The organism is Lysinibacillus sp. FSL K6-4013 (genome assembly GCF_038630435.1).
Lineage (GTDB): Bacteria > Bacillota > Bacilli > Bacillales_A > Planococcaceae > Lysinibacillus > Lysinibacillus boronitolerans.
The window spans coordinates 3,812,181-3,829,592 of sequence record NZ_CP152031.1 but is presented as its reverse complement, the minus strand read 5'-3'; the positions used below and the strand labels follow the sequence as shown (position 1 = coordinate 3,829,592).

General features: G+C 39.5%; 15 protein-coding genes. 12 read left to right on the top strand and 3 right to left on the bottom strand.

The window, feature by feature from the left end:
- Positions 1 to 129: 129 nt before the first annotated feature.
- Positions 130 to 2,754 carry a collagen-like protein gene (locus MHB39_RS18960; protein WP_342544948.1) on the bottom strand — a complete coding sequence of 875 codons (2,625 nt, stop codon included), beginning with the start codon at positions 2,752 to 2,754 and terminating at the stop codon, positions 130 to 132.
- 180 nt (positions 2,755 to 2,934) lie between these two features.
- The gene (locus MHB39_RS18955) at positions 2,935 to 4,020 is read right to left on the bottom strand and encodes a glycosyltransferase family 2 protein (protein WP_342544945.1); all 1,086 of its coding nucleotides are present in this window, start codon (positions 4,018 to 4,020) and stop codon (positions 2,935 to 2,937) included.
- 192 nt (positions 4,021 to 4,212) lie between these two features.
- Here MHB39_RS18955 and MHB39_RS18950 point away from each other — a divergent pair, with 192 nt between their 5' ends.
- The 6 genes from MHB39_RS18950 (at position 4,213) to MHB39_RS18925 (ending at position 10,785) form a co-directional block, all read left to right on the top strand.
- On the top strand, positions 4,213 to 5,172 hold the full coding sequence (locus tag MHB39_RS18950) for a YncE family protein (RefSeq protein WP_036078858.1): 960 nt from the start codon (positions 4,213 to 4,215) through the stop codon (positions 5,170 to 5,172).
- Positions 5,172 to 5,855, top strand: a complete 684-nt coding sequence (locus MHB39_RS18945; protein ID WP_016995104.1) for a response regulator transcription factor — start codon at positions 5,172 to 5,174, stop codon at positions 5,853 to 5,855. The genes MHB39_RS18950 and MHB39_RS18945 overlap by 1 nt, the downstream gene beginning before the upstream one ends.
- Positions 5,852 to 7,240, top strand: coding sequence for an ATP-binding protein (locus MHB39_RS18940; RefSeq protein WP_016995103.1), 1,389 nt, complete (start codon positions 5,852 to 5,854; stop codon positions 7,238 to 7,240). The genes MHB39_RS18945 and MHB39_RS18940 overlap by 4 nt, the downstream gene beginning before the upstream one ends.
- A gap of 3 nt (positions 7,241 to 7,243) precedes the next feature.
- Entirely contained in the window at positions 7,244 to 7,768 is a 525-nt protein-coding gene (locus MHB39_RS18935) for a FixH family protein (protein WP_036078856.1), read from the top strand.
- A 121-nt stretch (positions 7,769 to 7,889) separates the two neighbouring features.
- Positions 7,890 to 8,462 carry a TetR/AcrR family transcriptional regulator gene (locus MHB39_RS18930; protein WP_342544943.1) on the top strand — a complete coding sequence of 191 codons (573 nt, stop codon included), beginning with the start codon at positions 7,890 to 7,892 and terminating at the stop codon, positions 8,460 to 8,462.
- 133 nt (positions 8,463 to 8,595) lie between these two features.
- Positions 8,596 to 10,785: a YhgE/Pip domain-containing protein gene (locus MHB39_RS18925; protein WP_342544941.1), complete on the top strand. Its 2,190-nt coding sequence runs from the start codon at positions 8,596 to 8,598 to the stop codon at positions 10,783 to 10,785.
- Between the two features lie 360 nt (positions 10,786 to 11,145).
- On the opposite strand, the gene yhfH is transcribed toward MHB39_RS18925, so the two are convergent.
- Positions 11,146 to 11,271 (bottom strand): protein YhfH, encoded by a 126-nt coding sequence (gene yhfH / locus MHB39_RS18920; RefSeq protein ID WP_004230455.1) that lies wholly within the window; start codon positions 11,269 to 11,271, stop codon positions 11,146 to 11,148.
- A gap of 144 nt (positions 11,272 to 11,415) precedes the next feature.
- Here yhfH and MHB39_RS18915 point away from each other — a divergent pair, with 144 nt between their 5' ends.
- The 6 genes from MHB39_RS18915 to MHB39_RS18890 all read left to right on the top strand — a co-directional run bounded on the left by MHB39_RS18915 (position 11,416) and on the right by MHB39_RS18890 (position 17,328).
- Positions 11,416 to 12,408, top strand: a complete 993-nt coding sequence (locus MHB39_RS18915) for a lipoate--protein ligase (protein WP_258860811.1) — start codon at positions 11,416 to 11,418, stop codon at positions 12,406 to 12,408.
- Between the two features lie 100 nt (positions 12,409 to 12,508).
- The gene (locus MHB39_RS18910) at positions 12,509 to 13,213 is read left to right on the top strand and encodes a response regulator transcription factor (protein ID WP_342544939.1); all 705 of its coding nucleotides are present in this window, start codon (positions 12,509 to 12,511) and stop codon (positions 13,211 to 13,213) included.
- Positions 13,213 to 14,196 carry a sensor histidine kinase gene (locus MHB39_RS18905; RefSeq protein ID WP_048390819.1) on the top strand — a complete coding sequence of 328 codons (984 nt, stop codon included), beginning with the start codon at positions 13,213 to 13,215 and terminating at the stop codon, positions 14,194 to 14,196. Before MHB39_RS18910 ends, MHB39_RS18905 begins: the two co-directional genes overlap by 1 nt.
- 11 nt (positions 14,197 to 14,207) lie before the next feature.
- Positions 14,208 to 14,633 (top strand): hypothetical protein, encoded by a 426-nt coding sequence (locus MHB39_RS18900; protein ID WP_048390821.1) that lies wholly within the window; start codon positions 14,208 to 14,210, stop codon positions 14,631 to 14,633.
- A 12-nt stretch (positions 14,634 to 14,645) separates the two neighbouring features.
- On the top strand, positions 14,646 to 15,422 hold the full coding sequence (locus tag MHB39_RS18895; protein WP_004230460.1) for an ABC transporter ATP-binding protein: 777 nt from the start codon (positions 14,646 to 14,648) through the stop codon (positions 15,420 to 15,422).
- On the top strand, positions 15,394 to 17,328 hold the full coding sequence (locus MHB39_RS18890) for an ABC transporter permease (protein ID WP_342544937.1): 1,935 nt from the start codon (positions 15,394 to 15,396) through the stop codon (positions 17,326 to 17,328). The genes MHB39_RS18895 and MHB39_RS18890 overlap by 29 nt, the downstream gene beginning before the upstream one ends.
- Positions 17,329 to 17,412 lie beyond the last annotated feature (84 nt).

Below are 17,412 nucleotides of genomic sequence, written 5' to 3'. Positions count from 1 at the left end.
AAATCAGATGGGACAAACATTTATTATCAATGTTTGTACCATCCTTTATATTGTCAAAGAAATAGCCAACCACTATTTTGAGGTTGGCTATTTCTTCTAAGAATTGTATTGCTTATTAATGTCCTAGCCCTAAGAAATTCGATGACATGACCAAACAATACCACCAGAGTTAGCGCCGCCTAGTGTAAGAGAGATGGTCAATCCATTGGCTTCATAGAACAAATCGATCGTATCTCCAGCATTTAAATCCACTTCTCCTGCTAAAGTGATTGTGCCATTTCCAAGAACTGCGCGTAATGTTAATACAAGTGCCACATTGACGTTTAGTACAGGGAACAAGCCACTAATTAAATTTGTAGTAGCATTTTGTCTAATTGCAAATGAAGGGTTTATTCCTGCTCCTAAAGTAACGGTAATAGCCGCAGCAGTGGAGTAGTTAATGGTTGCTTCAAAGGAATACCTACCTGTAGTTGGTACAGTGAATATACCAGTTGTTGGATTGAAAGCAGGTGTTGTAAAGTATGGTGAAGCGACACTCCAGTTAGTGATTGGAGTAGATCCACTAACAGTCAACGAGTTTTTAAAGGCAGAGAACCCTTCAGTAAATGCAGGCCCAGTAGTACCAGTCACCCCAGTAGGTCCAATTGCGCCAGTAGTACCAGTCACCCCAGTAGGTCCAATTGCGCCAGTAGTCCCAGTCGCGCCAGTAAAGCCAGTAACCCCAGTAACCCCAGTAACCCCAGTAACGCCGGTAGCGCCAGTAGCTCCGGTTACACCCGTAGCGCCAGTAACCCCCGTAGCGCCGGTAGCTCCAGTAGCTCCAAATGCCCCAGTAGAGCCAGTAACGCCAGTAGCTCCCGTAGTGCCAGTCGCGCCAGTAGCCCCAGCAACGCCGGTAGCCCCAGTAACGCCGGTAGCCCCAGTAGAACCAGTTACACCAGTAGTCCCAGTAACGCCAGTGGCTCCAGTAATGCCAGTAGCCCCGGTTGCACCAGTAGCGCCAGTAGAACCAGTAACACCAGTAACGCCAGTGGCTCCAGTAATGCCAGTAGCCCCGGTTGCACCAGTAGAGCCAGTAGAGCCAGTAGCCCCGGTAGCGCCAGTAACCCCAGTAACCCCAGTAACACCAGTAGCCCCGGTTGCACCAGTAGCCCCAGTAGCCCCAGTTACACCAGTAGCTCCTGTAACACCAGTTACACCAGTAGTCCCAGTAACACCAGTAGAGCCAGTAAAGCCAGTAACGCCAGTAGAACCAGTGACCCCAGTAGCCCCGATCTCACCAGTAGCACCAGTAACGCCAGTAGAGCCAGTAGAGCCAGTAGAACCAGTTACACCAGTAGTCCCAGTAACGCCAGTGGCCCCAGTAACGCCAGTAGCCCCGGTAGCACCAGTAGAGCCAGTAACGCCAGTAGCCCCAGTTACACCAGTAGAGCCAGTAACGCCAGTGGCTCCAGTAATGCCAGTAGAGCCAGTAACGCCAGTGGCTCCAGTAGCGCCGGTAGAGCCAGTAGCGCCAGTAACACCAGTAGAACCAGTGACCCCAGTAGCCCCGATCTCACCAGTAGCACCAGTAACGCCAGTAGAGCCAGTAGCGCCGGTAGCCCCAGTTGCACCAGTAGAGCCAGTAGAACCAGTTACACCAGTAGAACCAGTTACACCAGTAGAACCAGTTACACCAGTAGTCCCAGTAACGCCAGTGGCTCCAGTAACGCCAGTAGCCCCGGTTGCACCAGTAGAGCCAGTAACGCCAGTAACGCCAGTAACGCCAGTAACGCCAGTAACACCAGTAACGCCAGTTACACCAGTAGCCCCAGTGACCCCAGTAGAGCCAGTAACGCCGGTAGAGCCAGTAACCCCAGTAACACCAGTAACGCCAGTAACACCAGTAACGCCGGTAGCGCCAGTAGCCCCGGTTGCACCAGTAGAGCCAGTCGCGCCAGTAACACCAGTAGAGCCAGTAGCGCCAGTAGCCCCAGTGACCCCAGTCGCGCCAGTAACGCCAGTAACGCCAGTGACCCCAGTCGCCCCAGTGACCCCAGTAGCGCCAGTAACGCCGGTAGAGCCAGTAACACCAGTAACACCAGTAACACCAGTAACACCAGTAGCCCCAGTAGCCCCAGTAGCCCCAGTAACGCCGGTAGAGCCAGTCGCCCCAGTAACACCAGTAGAGCCAGTAGCCCCAGTGACCCCAGTAGCGCCAGTAACGCCAGTAGTCCCAGTAGCCCCAGTAGCCCCAGTAGAACCAGTTACACCAGTCGCCCCATTAACACCAGTAACGCCAGTAGCCCCGGTTGCACCAGTAGAGCCAGTAACGCCGGTAGAGCCAGTCGCCCCAGTCGCCCCAGTCGCCCCAGTCGCCCCAGTAGCCCCAGTAACGCCAGTTACACCAGTAGCCCCAGTGACCCCAGTAGAGCCAGTAACGCCGGTAGAGCCAGTCGCCCCATTAACACCAGTCGCGCCAGTAACACCAGTAGCGCCAGTCGCGCCAGTAGCGCCAGTAACGCCAGTAGCCCCAGTAGCCCCAGTAACTCCGGTAGAACCAGTGACCCCAGTCGCGCCAGTAACGCCAGTAACCCCGGTCGCCCCAGTCGCGCCAGTCGCCCCAGTACTACCTATAGGTCCAGTTATTCCCCCAGTCGGTCCTGTAGGTTTCACTGGCCAAATTGGACAACTTGGAATAGGACCAGTTTTACAACAACAAGGAAATGAATGACATCTACTGCAAACTCTATCTTTAAAATTTCCAAAATGCATAGTCTCACCTCCTCTCTCAAATATCGTATTCTGCGTAATGATAAAGGAGGTAGACACATAACTATTAATTACTTGTAAATAGAGAGTTATTTATAGATTCGTTGCAAATATTTTTAAGATAATTGGATGTTTATCATGTGAAGATGAGCTGAAATTTTTTTAGATGGTTGTTGATATTTTTTAAGAGTCATTTTGATTGATTGTTAAAATACGCTTGAAATACTCTTTATTGTGTAGAATTTTGGGGTCATTTGGAATAAACGAGCCCGCTAATTCATTATGGGCATTGGCCAGTTCATATTGTTGTAAGCGGTCGTAAAGAACACAGAGCTGCAAGTGGGGTAGCCATGTAGAAAAGCTTTTGTTCTGAAAGGGGGCATTGGGCTTCTGTTTAATAACTAGAGCCTGTTCATACCAAAATATAGCTTCGTAATTTCTAGATTGTTCCATAAAGTGATAGCCTAGGCGACAGCAGGCTTCTGGTCTGGGGATATCGTATTCAAAGCTTCGTAGTATAGCACTGAGATTGTTTTCTTTATCGTTTAAATGGGAATAGCAATCTGCTAATTTTAAGCAGGCACGAATGTTATCTTCAACCCACCCTAATTTGGACGTTAAAAATAATTCATAATAATAAATAGCTTCCTCAAACAGGCCATGATCTACTAATTCATTAGCAAAATAAAATGTATCACGTGGTGATAGTGTTTCTCCAGCTTCAATCAGTTGTCTATAAATCGTAATATTGCGGGAGTGATCGTGTGTTAATGGTAAATGGCTAACAGCGACATCACTATCAAACAACATACCACTAACTTCTAAATATTCATGAACAGCACCAATCCATTGAAATTGCTTCTCCCTTCTGACAAGTCGATATCTTCTTATTAAGGCGTCTGCATTTCCCTCATGATCGAAACTTAAATGATAATTCATTGAAACAGCATCAATATCAGAGTTAAGAGATGCTTTGAGTGCCTTTAATTTTTGGCGATCTTCCTCTAAAAAAACATCGTCGGCATCAAGCCAAAGGATGTAATCCTTTGTTGCTTGTTGAAAGGAAAAGTTCCGTGCTGCTGCAAAGTGATGTATCCATTTAAAATCAAAAATTCGGTCTGTATACTGTGCAACCACTTGCTTTGTATTATCTGTTGATCCCGTATCAACAATATTAATTTCATCTACAATATCTTTGACGGACTCAAGACAACGACCAATAACTTCTTCTTCATTTCTTACAATCATACATAAGCTAATGGAAATCATACTATATTCCTCCTTACCATTATCTTTGTAATATATGTTAGGACGGAAATATTGGTTGGATGATTAGACTGTTAGAGGAATTGCGAGCATGAAATGTGAAATGTATTTTCATGGTTTGTCATAAATTTACCTTCCAAGTTTCACCCGAATTTCACAATTGTGAAGTATAGTTAAGGGGCAGAGGTGATAAAGTTGAAAAAATGGGCATTCTTCATTTTTTCGTTACTACAAATTATATGGTTAGCGGGTTGCGCTGAAAAGTCATATGAACCCATTGAAAGGGAACGAAGTTTTATAGCTTCATTAAACATACAAGAGCCATCATTAGATTTTATTGATGAGGATGGGATTGTACTTGCGACATGGTTATTTGATAAGGCTTATTCAGGAGCCATACTATTAGGTGATGACCAAGTTTTATTATATGGACACCAACTAAATAACATCGACGTCTATACAATATCAACCGGAGAAAAGCTCTATTCAAAAAAAGTAGAGATTGGTACGACCAATGTATACTACGATGACAACATCAAGCAATTTTTTATCACGAATAGTAAAACCAATACAGTGACAAGCTTTGATCAAGAAGGAAATCAGCTAGCTACACAACAACTAGGCAATTATCCAATGTCAATGACATCGTATAGGGATAAACTATATGTTATTAATTTTAAAGATACAAAATTATCGGTGTTAAATATGAAGGATTTAACAATTGAGCAAGAGTGGCCGATTCAAAAATCTGCACATGGAATTGCTGTTCTAGAAGAAACACATGAGCTATGGGTTGGTGGTCATGGAGAAGGAAGTAAGCCAAATAGTTCTGTTAAAAAATATGATTTGACTACAGGTCAACTGCATGGAGAGATCGACATGCCTTTGATGCCAGTAGGCTTAAAAAAGACCAAAGATGCTGTTCTTGTTGTGAGTCATGGTCATAATGAGTTATATGTGGCAGACTTTGATGGACATATATTATGGCAGCAAGAGGTTGGGGCAAACCCCTTTGTAGTGGACCAGTTTAAAGATTATATTGTTGTCGCTGGCTATGATGATCACACATTGTACTTTATAAAGGATGGCCAGAAGGAAAAAACAGTTGATGTAGGGAAAGGTGCCTTTCAGCTGTTAGTAAGGGAGGAACAATAATGACAACTGTATTAATAGTTGATGATGAGCAGGATATGCGTAATTTAATTGAAATGATGCTCAAGAACTCTGATATAGAGACATTTACTGCCGCTAGTGGAACGGAAGCTTACGATGTAATAGTACGTGAAAATATAGATTTAGTACTACTTGATGTAATGATGCCACATGAGGATGGTTTTGTTGTTTGTCAAAGTATTCGTGCTATGTCAAATGTGCCGATTATTTTTTTGACTGCACGTGATGCGAATGAGGATAAGGTGAAAGGTCTTACCCTTGGCGGGGATGATTATATTGTTAAACCATTTACACATGAAGAACTCGTAGCCAGAATTTATGCTGTATTAAGACGAAGTGGTGCAAATATTACAGAGCTACAGCAAAAGTACGTGATTTATGGCTCTATTAAAATAGATGAAATAGCACGTAAAGTATCTGTTGATGGAAAGAGTATTCCACTTACTTTAAAAGAATTTGAGCTCTTACACTTATTTATGAAAAATCCAGGTAATGCCTATTCGAGGGAGCAACTACTAGAACGCATTTGGGATATTGATTATGTAGGTGGTACGCGCACGGTTGATACACATATTAAAACCTTACGAATAAAGCTTGGAAAGGATGCGGCTTCGCATATTCAAACCGTTTGGGGAGTGGGCTACCGCTTTGACCCTGGCGAATGAAAAAGATCGCCACTCGCATTTGGTTGTTAATTTTCGCTTTTTTAATTATTACCGTTGTCTTTATGTATGTGCTCACAAATTTTTTATATCAACGCTTATATGTACAGGATACAGAAGATACAATGGTGGAAGTCGGCTTAAAGCTTCAGACGATGTATGATAATGGCAAGGTTACGGATGAATTTATTGCAGATATTGAAGAATTTAATGATTATTCCAATTTGAATATATTTGCGGTAAGGAATCCTCGTGAATTAAGTGCCTGTGTTCCATTTGATATAGATTATGAGACATTGATTGGCCCAGAGGAAAGACAAAAATTACTAGCAGGAAAATATGTGCAAAAAATTGGGTACGAGCCTCGGTTTGATCGACAACTTATTTCGGTGGTTGTACCACTTGTTGATCAAAATCGATTAGAAGGTATTATCTATATTTATTTTCCACTGGCTAAAATCAGTGAATTGGCTAATAGTGGCGTTATTTTATTGTTTATTAGTGCCTTTATATTTTTAGTAGTTGTTAGCTATTTAATTTATAAAGGAATACGACATATTATGCGACCATTAAACGATTTACAGCTTGCAGTGGAGCAGATGTCCTATGGGAATTATGAGACTCGTGTACCTGTCAATTCACGAGATGAAATCGGTAAATTATCTAGTACCTTTAACAAAATGGCAGAGGCAATTCAGCAAGAGGATGAAGCACAAAAAACGTTTTTGGCAACAGTCTCCCATGAATTACGAACACCGATTAGCTATGTAAAGGGCTATAGCGAAGCCATGCAAAATGGCATCATTACAGAAGGCCAAAAAGAAGAAACCATTCAGCTAATCGTTCGTGAGGCCAACCGTATGGAACGCTTAACAAACGAATTACTTCAACTGGCAAGAACAGAAAATGAACAAACCGATATTGAGTTATATCCAATTCCGTTAGGAGAAACATTACGAGAGGTTCAAAAAATCTTAGCACATCAAGCAAATAAAAAGAACATAACTTTATATTTAGATGTAGATGATGCACTAATTATTGAAGCGGATGAAGTAAAGCTAAAACAAATTTTTATTAACATTATTGAAAATGCGATTAATTACTCACATGAAAATTCTAAGGTGGAAATAGTGGCTGTTGAAAAGGCTGGTAGTGCACAAATTACCATTAGGGATTATGGAATTGGTATTCCTGCTGAGGATTTAACACATGTTACTGAACGATTTTATCGCGTTAACAAAGCAAGAAGTCGTGCGGACGGTGGAAGTGGATTGGGTTTATCTATTGTTGAACAGTTATTAAAACAGTTACAGGGTACATTAGAAATTGAAAGTGTTGTTGAAAAAGGCACATCCGTGAAGATACGGTTGCCATTAATGGAGGATTAAAAGATGAAAAAGTGGTTATTTGCGCTAATTGCAGTCCCTACATTATTAGTAGGATGTGGAGAAAAAAAAGAGGCACTGCCAGAACCAGAAGTACCTCAAATCCCAGAAGTTGAAATTTTAACACCAAAAGAAGTAGCACTTAATGAAACGATTGAGCTGGCAGCACATGTTGAACAGGGTGGAGAAAATGTGGATGATGCTGTAGTAGAATTTGAAGTTTGGGAATCAGGAAAACGTGATGAAGGACAAATGATTGATGGGAAATTAGAGCAAGATGGTGTTTATAAAGCAACGACTACATTTGAACATGATGGTGTGTATTATATGTATGCACATACAACAGCTAACGGTGTTCATAATATGCCAAAACAACAAATTATTGCTGGAAGCCCTGATATGACTAAGGTTGTCCCAGAGGATGAAAAAGCCAATAACAGCATGGATAATAACATGATGGATCATAATAATGATACTTCAAATGGTATGGATCATGATGACGACAAAAAAGATGAAAAAAATCATCATTAAAGGCTTGCAATTTTTTTGAAATAGGAATATGATAATGACCAGATGACCGAAATGGTTTTCTGGTCATTTTTATTAAAGTGTACGAGAGATGTACATAACCTAACAAGAAAGGATGTTACTAATGGATCGTAGGCAGGAAATTCTTGAAGCAGCTGCAAAATCTTTTACAATGTTTGGCTACAAGGCAACAACAATGGAGCAAGTGGCGAAAATTGCCAATGTCGGTAAAGGTACGATTTATACATTCTTTGCAAATAAAGAAATTTTATTTCAAGAGATCGCAATGTCACTTGTACGAGAGATGAAAGCGGAAGCAGATGCAGTGTTGGATGCATCAGCAAGCTTTATGGATAATGCGCATAATGCTTTAATGAAAATGCTACAGTTCCGAGAAAAACATCTTTTATTTGCAAAGCTAATCGAGGAAGAAAAAGAATTACGAACACCAGCAGTTAAACAGGTGCTACTACGTATCGAGACTGAAATCTTATCGTATGTCGCAGAGTTAATACAACGACGTATTAATAAAGGTGAAATTAGAGAGTGTGATGCGGAGCTAGTTAGTTACTTATTGCTGAAGGCATATCTTGCTTTTGTTGTCGATTGGCATGAGTTACATGGTGATGTAATCCCTGAAGAAAAGATTCTTAATCTTTTTAAGGAAACTATCTTTCGAGGTTTGATTTTAACTTGATTCGATAAAATACAGCTGTATAAGTATTGAATCAAGTGCTCTTTTTGCAATATTGTCGAGGTTGATTATTTTTTTTGAATGAAAATGACCAAATGACGTTTTCGGTCAAATAGTTTAGAAGTGAGGATATTATATGATTAAAGCTGAGTGGCTGAAGATCTTTAAAACAAGAAAAATGCTTGTGTCAATCATTGCTGTATTATTTATTCCAGTAATGTATGCGGGTATGTTTTTATGGGCGTTTTGGGATCCTTATGCGGGGCTTCCTAATCTTCCAGTAGCTGTTGTTAATGAGGATACTGGTGCTGAGATGGATGGCGTTAAATTAGACTTAGGGGATACCTTGGTCGATAAATTGATAGATAGCGAGCAATTTAACTTTATAGAAGTTTCAAAAGAGGAAGCTGAAAAAGGCTTAAATAGTCGTGACTATTATATGATTTTAGAAATTCCAACAAATTTCTCTGAACATGCAACAACACTATTAGATGACAAACCATCAAAATTAGTAATGAACTACATTCCAAACGAGGGATTGAACTTCCTTGGTGCTCAAATTGGTGAGACTGCAATGGATCGTGTACGCGCTGAAGTAAATTCTCAAGTATCAGCGACTTATGCTGAAAAATTATTTGATTCAATTGCAACACTTGGAGATGGCTTTACAGAAGCTGCAGATGGCTCAAATAAGCTAGATGAGGGTGCACAAAAAGTAGCGAATGGTGCAAAAGATTTAAAAGGATATCTGGAGCAACTAGCATCGAGCACAGTTGAACTATCAAATGGTACTGATAAATTAACAAAAGGTGCAGGAGATGCCGCAAAAGGCGCGAATGACTTATCTAGTGGTTTAGTCAAACTACAAGATGGTACTGTTCAATTACAACAGGGTGCACAGCAAGCTGCAAATGGAGCAACGAGCCTTGAACAGGGGTTATCACAATATACACAAGGTGTTGCAAAAGTTGGTGCTGGTTTAAACACTTTAAACGACAAACAACAGCAAATTAGTGCAGGTGCAGCATCTATTGCTGAGAACGCGGGTGCTTTGAATGGTGCAGCAAACCAATTAACAGCGGGATCTGCAAAAGTGGAGGCAGGCATTACAGCCCTATCGAATCAATTACAAACGATGATGGCTTCAATGCCTGAAGAACAAGCAGCAGCATTAAAACAAACATTAGCAGAATTACAGGCAGGTAGTGCTAGTGTGCATAACGGTTTAACATCTTTATCAGCTGGTACAGAAAAATTACAAGCCGGTGCTAATCAAGTAAGCTCTGGTGCAAGCCAAATTGCAGCAGGTCAAGCAGAAGTGCTAGCTGGTGCGAATGCATTAACAGCTAAAAGTAATGCTTTATTGGAAGGTGCAAAAGGTCTACAAGCAGGTAATGCCACATTAGCTGCTAAATTAGGTGAACTACATGCAGGTGTGAATACAGCTGTAACAGGTTCAAAAACATTAGCATCTGGATTAAATGAATTAGCGAATGGTACAACAACATTAAATCAAGGTACTTCTACACTTGCTTCAAAATCTGGTGAGCTAGCACAAGGATCTGCAACACTTGCAGATGGTTCTACGGAGCTAGCAGATGGTACAGCTACTTTATCTGGCAAACTAGGTGAGGCTAGTGAAAAAGCAAATGAAGTCAAAGCAAATCAAGATACGTATGATATGGTAGGTAGTCCAGTTGAAGTTGAAAAAGAGTCTGTAAACCATGTTCCTAACTATGGTACAGGTTTTGCACCATACTTTATTTCACTAGGCTTATTCGTAGGGGCATTATTAATTTCGATTGTGTTCCCACTTGTTGAACCTGCTATTCGTCCTAAAAACGGCGCATCTTGGTTTACAAGTAAAGTGACTGTACTAGCAGTCGTAGGTTTAGTGCAAACATTACTAACAGTAGTCATTGTAAAATGGGGCCTAGGGCTTGAAGTGAATAACATGGGCTACTTTATCTTAACAGCATTATTAACAAGCTATGTATTCTTAGCCTTAATCCAAATGCTTGTTTCAATCTTCGGTGATCCAGGACGTTTCATGGCAATTGTTGTATTGATTTTACAATTAACAACAAGTGCAGGTACATTCCCATTAGAATTAATTCCATCACCATTACAAGTATTTAACAAGCTATTACCGATGACATATACAGTTCAAGCATTTAAATCAAGTATTTCTACTGGTGATACGTCATTCTTAATGCAAAACTATGGTGTTCTAGCTGGTTTCTTAGTAGCATTCTTAGCTATCACATTTGGTTATTTCATGCTACTGCACAATAAACGTTACTCTAAAGTGGCTGAAGAAAACTAATCATGAAGCACTCACCCAATGAACGGTGAGTGCTTTTTTTGTTCAGATCCGAGTAGCTTATCAACACACAACGCTAATTCCTTAGCCTCAAATGACCTAAATAAAACAAAACATCTATAGAAAGGTGAAATGGGATTTCCATTTCAGGCTACTTTCCTGTGAACGAGTAGCAAGCTGCTTCCAACAATAAGTGACACAGTCTTTTTCAACAATATAAAAACAACAGCTGATATGAGCGTATCAGCTGTTGTTTTTTGTAAGTGTAAGAGATTTAATTAAGGGTTCATCAAAATATGATGAAGGGTGTCATGATTGCTACGTGTGGGGCACGTATATGACTATATCAGAATAGGCAAATGCTTATAGGTGGTTACATTTTTCACAAGTGTTGCTGTAGCATTCGCTTTGTTCTTCCATTTTTTCACCGCACTCAGTACATTGCTTTGCAGGTAAATTCTTGAAAAATTCAACTACGTTTTCTAACATTGTGGACTCCTCCTTTAAGTTCATCTGTACTATTACTGTTTTGATATTTTCTAGTGTATTATAACAGATGCTTTTCGTCAACACAAAATGCCTAATTTACGGTAAAATAAATATGGATATTTTGTGAAGGAGGAAACGTGAACTATGATTTTCGTTGATAATAAAGGGATCCATGATCCACGCATTAACCTTGCTATTGAGGAGTATTTGTTAAAAACAATGGACGTTGAGAAAGAGCCGGTGCTCCTTTTCTACATTAATCAACCGTCCATCATCATCGGTAAGAACCAAAATACAATTGAAGAAATCAATACAGACTATGTAGAGGACAATGGCATTATTGTTGTGCGCCGTCTTTCAGGTGGTGGTGCTGTTTATCATGATTTAGGGAATCTTAACTTCAGCTTTATTACAAATGATGATGGCGATAGCTTCATGAATTATAAAAAATTCACGCAGCCAGTAGTTGATGCTCTAGCAAAAATGGGTGTGAATGCAGAACTTTCAGGACGCAATGATATATTAGCAGAGGGACGTAAAGTTTCAGGAAATGCTCAGTTCTCTACAAAAGGACGTATGTTCAGTCATGGTACTTTGATGTTCGATACAGAAATTGATGCGGTTGTTTCTGCCTTAAAGGTTAAAAAGGATAAAATTGAATCAAAAGGTATTAAATCGATTCGCTCACGAGTAGCAAACATCTCAGAGTTTTTAAAAGAGAAAATGACGATTGAGGAATTCCGTCTTGAAATTTTGAAATCCATTTTTGGTGGGGAAGAAAATATTCGTTATTATGAGTTAACCGAAGAAGATTGGGCAAATATCCATAAGCTATCAGAAGAGCGCTATCAAACATGGGAGTGGAATTTTGGGAAATCACCACGCTTTAATATTCAAAAAACACATCGGTTCCCAACAGGAGGCATTGATATTCGCCTGGAAGTAAATCATGGTGTGATTGAAGAAGCGCATATTTTTGGAGATTTCTTTGGTGTAGGAGATATGGCTGATATAGAACAGCGCTTAGTTGGGACAAACTATGACAGAGCGGCAATTGCTAAGACATTAGCAGACATCGATATTCCTACCTATTTTGGCGGAATTTCAACTGAGGACTTTTTACAATTAATTTATTAAGGAAAATACGGTTTCATGTAATGTTTTAGCCTAAAGGTTCGCTGACAATTATGTCGTCGAACCTTTTTTTGATACAATATAGAAAGAAAGGAGTGTTGATATGGAAAAGCATCGAATATTCATAGTTGAAGATGATGTCAAGATTGCATCATTACTAGCGGAAACGCTTAGAAAATATCAATACGAAGTTGCAATAATTCAAGAATTTGATCATCTTATAGAAGAATTTACAGCATTTAATCCACATATGGTGCTGCTTGATATAAATTTACCCGCTTACGATGGCTATTATTGGTGTCGCCAGCTACGTCAGCATACAACATGTCCAATAATTTTCATTTCTGCACGCTCAGGAGAAATGGACCAAATCTTTGCACTTGAAAATGGGGGCGACGATTTTATTACAAAGCCTTTTAACTACGAAATTGTGTTGGCTAAAATCCGTAGTCATCTACGCCGTACATATGGTGAATATGCAGCAAGGCAAGAAGAACGGACAATCAAGCAAGGACAGCTTGTACTTCATTTAGAAAGAATGGAGCTACATAAAAATGATTTAGAAATTCCACTTCAGAAAAAAGAATGTATCATCTTAGAGCTATTGATGGGCAATGCACCGAAAGTAGTTTCCCGTGAGCAATTGTTAGAGGAGCTTTGGGACGATCAAGCATTTGTCGATGAAAACACTTTGAATGTGAATATGACCCGAGTTCGAAAAAAGTTAGCGGATTATCATATATCGTCAACAATCGAAACGGTACGTGGTGCAGGCTATCGATTCATATTAAGTGCAGGTGAGCTATAGTGGGCTGGAAACTTTTTTTACGTGATTATGCATCATTTATTGTGTTCCAGCTCTTATTAGTTGGCTTCATCATGGTTATCTATGCACTAGACGGTTTTCGAAATATTGATACGGCTATTTATTCCTTTTGTATTAGCCTTGTGCTATTAGCATCCTTTTTACTTGTCCGCTATTTAATGCGGCAACGCTACTTATTGAAGATAACTCAGCTTCCATCAGCAATGGAGGATGTGCTACAAAAAAATGCAAAAACGCCAGAAGCTATACAAACCGAGAAGTATATGCATGAATTGTATCGACTTTATCAACATGAGCTGCATGCTTTATATGCAAGTCAAAAAAGGCATGATCAATTTATGAACCAGTGGGTCCATCAAATGAAAACACCTATTTCAGTGATTGAATTATTATTACAAGATGACCGACCTCTTGATAAAAAGAATGTTCAGGAGGAAATCGATCGCTTGCGTAGAGGATTGGACATGGTACTTGTTAATGCACGCCTAGAAAATTTTGAGGATGATATGCAAGTAGAGCGAGTTGCGCTAAAGGGTATTGTAACTGCAACTGTTAATGAAAATAAACGTTTATTTATTACGAAAAGAGTTTTCCCAGAAATTCATATTGACGACGATCTAATTGTTGCCAGTGATTCAAAATGGCTTCGTTTCATTCTTGGACAATTTATCACCAATGCAGTGAAATACACGTTTGAAGCCAATAAAAAAATTGTTATTTCTGCCATTGAAAAGGATGACTATGTACAACTTGCGATTTGTGATGAGGGTATTGGGATTCCAGCTTCCGATCTTTCTCGTGTTACGAAAGCCTTTTTTACTGGCGAAAATGGGCGGAAAACAGGTGAATCAACTGGAATGGGCCTTTATTTAGCCAAAGAAATCTGTGAAAAGCTAGGGCATGAGCTGGCTATTACATCAGAGGTAGGAAAAGGGACGATTGTGACAGTAACATTTACAAATTAGGGGGCACTAGGATGGTAGAGGTACGTATAGAAGATTGGAAACTAACGATTGATAAGGAGAAAACAAATGCGCTTTATATGACACATCTGCAAGCGGGAGATCCATTAGCCTATCAAAATTTTATCCTGGCAAATGAAAAGTTAGATGAAGAACTACTGCATTTTTCAAAGAGCCTTGGGTTAAACTTACAGCAACCAACATTATTGAATGCTTTTCCTGTAGACGGTCAACAGATTATGTATAGTGGGTATTATACTGTATGTGGGGAAATCGTAGAGGGAGAAATGGATGCTTGGGATGTGATTATTGGGGAGCATTGCTTTAGTTTAGTAGAGGAAGAGTCAATACTGGCTTTAACAGAGCCTCATTTTCACATTGGTTTTGAGGTTGTTTTACAGTGGCTTTTACCTCAATCCTTAGAATTAATGAAGAAATAAGGTGAATGAAGTATGCCTATTTTACAAATTAAAGATGTGACAAAAGTGTACGAAGGTAAAGTAACGCATCGTGCATTAAATCAATTGAGCTTTGACGTGGAAGAAGGCGAGTTTTTAGCTGTTATGGGGCCCTCAGGAAGCGGTAAAACGACATTGTTGAATATTATTTCGACCATCGATGAACCAACTAGTGGAGAAATCATTTTAGATGGAATGAATCCACATAAGTTGAATGCAACAGAGCTTGCCTATTTTAGAAGAAGACAGCTTGGCTTTGTGTTTCAGGATTTCAATCTTTTGCATATGCTGACGGTCGAGGAAAATATCGTGTTGCCCTTAACGTTAGATCAACAGCCACTAGAGGTAATGGAGGAGCGTCTGGCAAGTATTGTAGAAAAGCTAGATTTAACTTCCTTCCTTCATAAACGTCCAAATGAAATATCTGGGGGACAGGCACAAAGAACAGCAATTGGTCGTGCGCTTATTCATAATCCTAGTCTCATTTTAGCGGACGAACCTACAGGTAATTTAGATTCAAATTCTTCACGTGATGTGCTTGAACTATTGACAAAGGTGAATCAGGATAAACAAACGACAATCGTGATGGTCACGCATGATCCAATTGCAGCAAGTTATTGTGATCGAGTGTTATTCATTAAAGATGGTGAATTTTTTAATGAAATTTATCGAGATGACCGCCGTCAGATGTTTTTCCAACGTATTTTAAATGTTTTGAGCTTACTAGGAGGAGGGCAAGTAGGTGACCTTTCGACAATTCGCTTACCGTAATGTCGTGCGGAACAGCCGGATATATGGCGCCTTTTTCATGGCAAGCTTTTTTTCTGTGGCTGTATTTTTTATCTATTCCATGCTGATGTTTCACCCTGATATTGAACGTGGGATATTAGGGGAGATGTCTCTCATTGGGATGGTGGGGGCTGAAATTGTTCTCGTCCTGTTTACATTATTCTTTTTATATTATTCCATGAGTGCCTTTTTAGAGGCCAGATCACATGAATTTGCTATTTTATTGCACTTGGGAATGGAAAAACGTCAGATGAATAAACTTGTCTTTTTAGAGACAATGATTATTGGAACAGGCTCCATTATTGTAGGGATTGTCTTTGGTTTCTCCTTTTCAAAATTCTTTTTTATGATTGTTCGGGAAATTTTACATTTAGAAGATTTACCACTCTATATTTCATGGGAGCCATTTTTATTAACGATTGGTGTTTTCACAAGTGCATTTTTCGTCATTTCCTTTATTAGTGTGTATTTTACACGAGAGAGAAAATTACGAGATCTTATAAAAGGCAGTGATTATTTAAATAGCTTAACAACGTATTCCAAAATACGAGCTTTCTATGGTATTGTTTTAATTGTAACGACGTATATTCTCGCGTTTGTTGTCGGACATACATCACTAATCGGGCTAACGCTGTTAATACCATTTTCCGCAACATTTGGCACCTATTATTTTTTCAGTGATTCTGTGCCTTGTTTTTTAGATTTAGCACGTGGGAAACGCAAATATCATTGGCAACGCTACCGTCTACTATCGCTAGCAGAACAAACGCATATAATGATGGATAACGTGAAAATGTTTTTCGTTGTGACGATGGTATCGACGCTTGCATTTTTATCTGTTGGTGTTTTAGCAACGATGTCCTCCTATACAACGCAATATGATCGATTAAATCCACTAGGGCTGGTTTATAAAGGGGATGTCGATAATCCATATGAACGGGAGCATATCAATTCTTTAAGGCTGCAATTAGAGGAGAAAGGTTTATCTTATCAGCTATCCCGTTTTATTGTTGTGAAGCAAACCTCCTCTTTCACTCGAAATGAAGTGGAGGTTTTTCGAGAGTCCGATATGAATGTTCTGCTTTCTTCCTACAGTTATCCATTACTGAATCTGGAAGCAGGTGAGGCAGTATTTATTCCTTATTCGGAGGATTCCCTAAAAAAATTAAAAGATCGAGTTGTGCATACTGTTTTAGAAGAAAATAATATACCGCTCACTATTGATAGTGTCTATCCAAAAATAGTGTTTCCAGGCTCTATTGTCAGTGTCAATTCGATTGTCATTAGTGATGAAGATTTCGCAAAGCTTATTCATCCAATTTCCGAGCAAGACATTATTCAACCAAGCTATCATCTGTTCACATTTGTTATTCCCCAATGGATGGAAACGAAGGAAATCGGTAAGGATATCGATTATCTAGAATCCAATTTATATTTTATTAAAAAGGATAAGTTTAGCCCTTTTTACTTTGAAAATGCAGGATTAAATTATTCTTATATACTAGCTACCTACTCATTATTTACATTAGTGGGTGTTTTAGTAGCCACTGTATTTTTACTTGCGGCTGGAAGCTTTATCTATTTTAAATTGCATACATCCCTCGAACGTGAAAAGCGTAAATTTGATGTATTAAAACGTATGGGTTTAACAGATACGGAGTTAAAAAAGCTAGTTAATCGCCATTTGTTTCCCCAATTCTTCTTACCTTGGGGTGTTGCGATGATGCATAGTGCCTTTGCTTTTCTAATGGTTCAAGGTATTTTAAGGGACATCGCGAATATATCGATTGTAAAAGAAGTATTCTTTGCTTTTGGCTTTTTTGTCTTAATACAAGTGGTTTATTTTTATTTAATTCGATGGCGCTATATCTCCCATATTCGCTCATGAGGTAATGGTTTAAAGGAGAAAAAAATGAATTATTTAACGTAATTTATGACATGAGATAAAAAGTTTCATTGTTTTTTAGATATA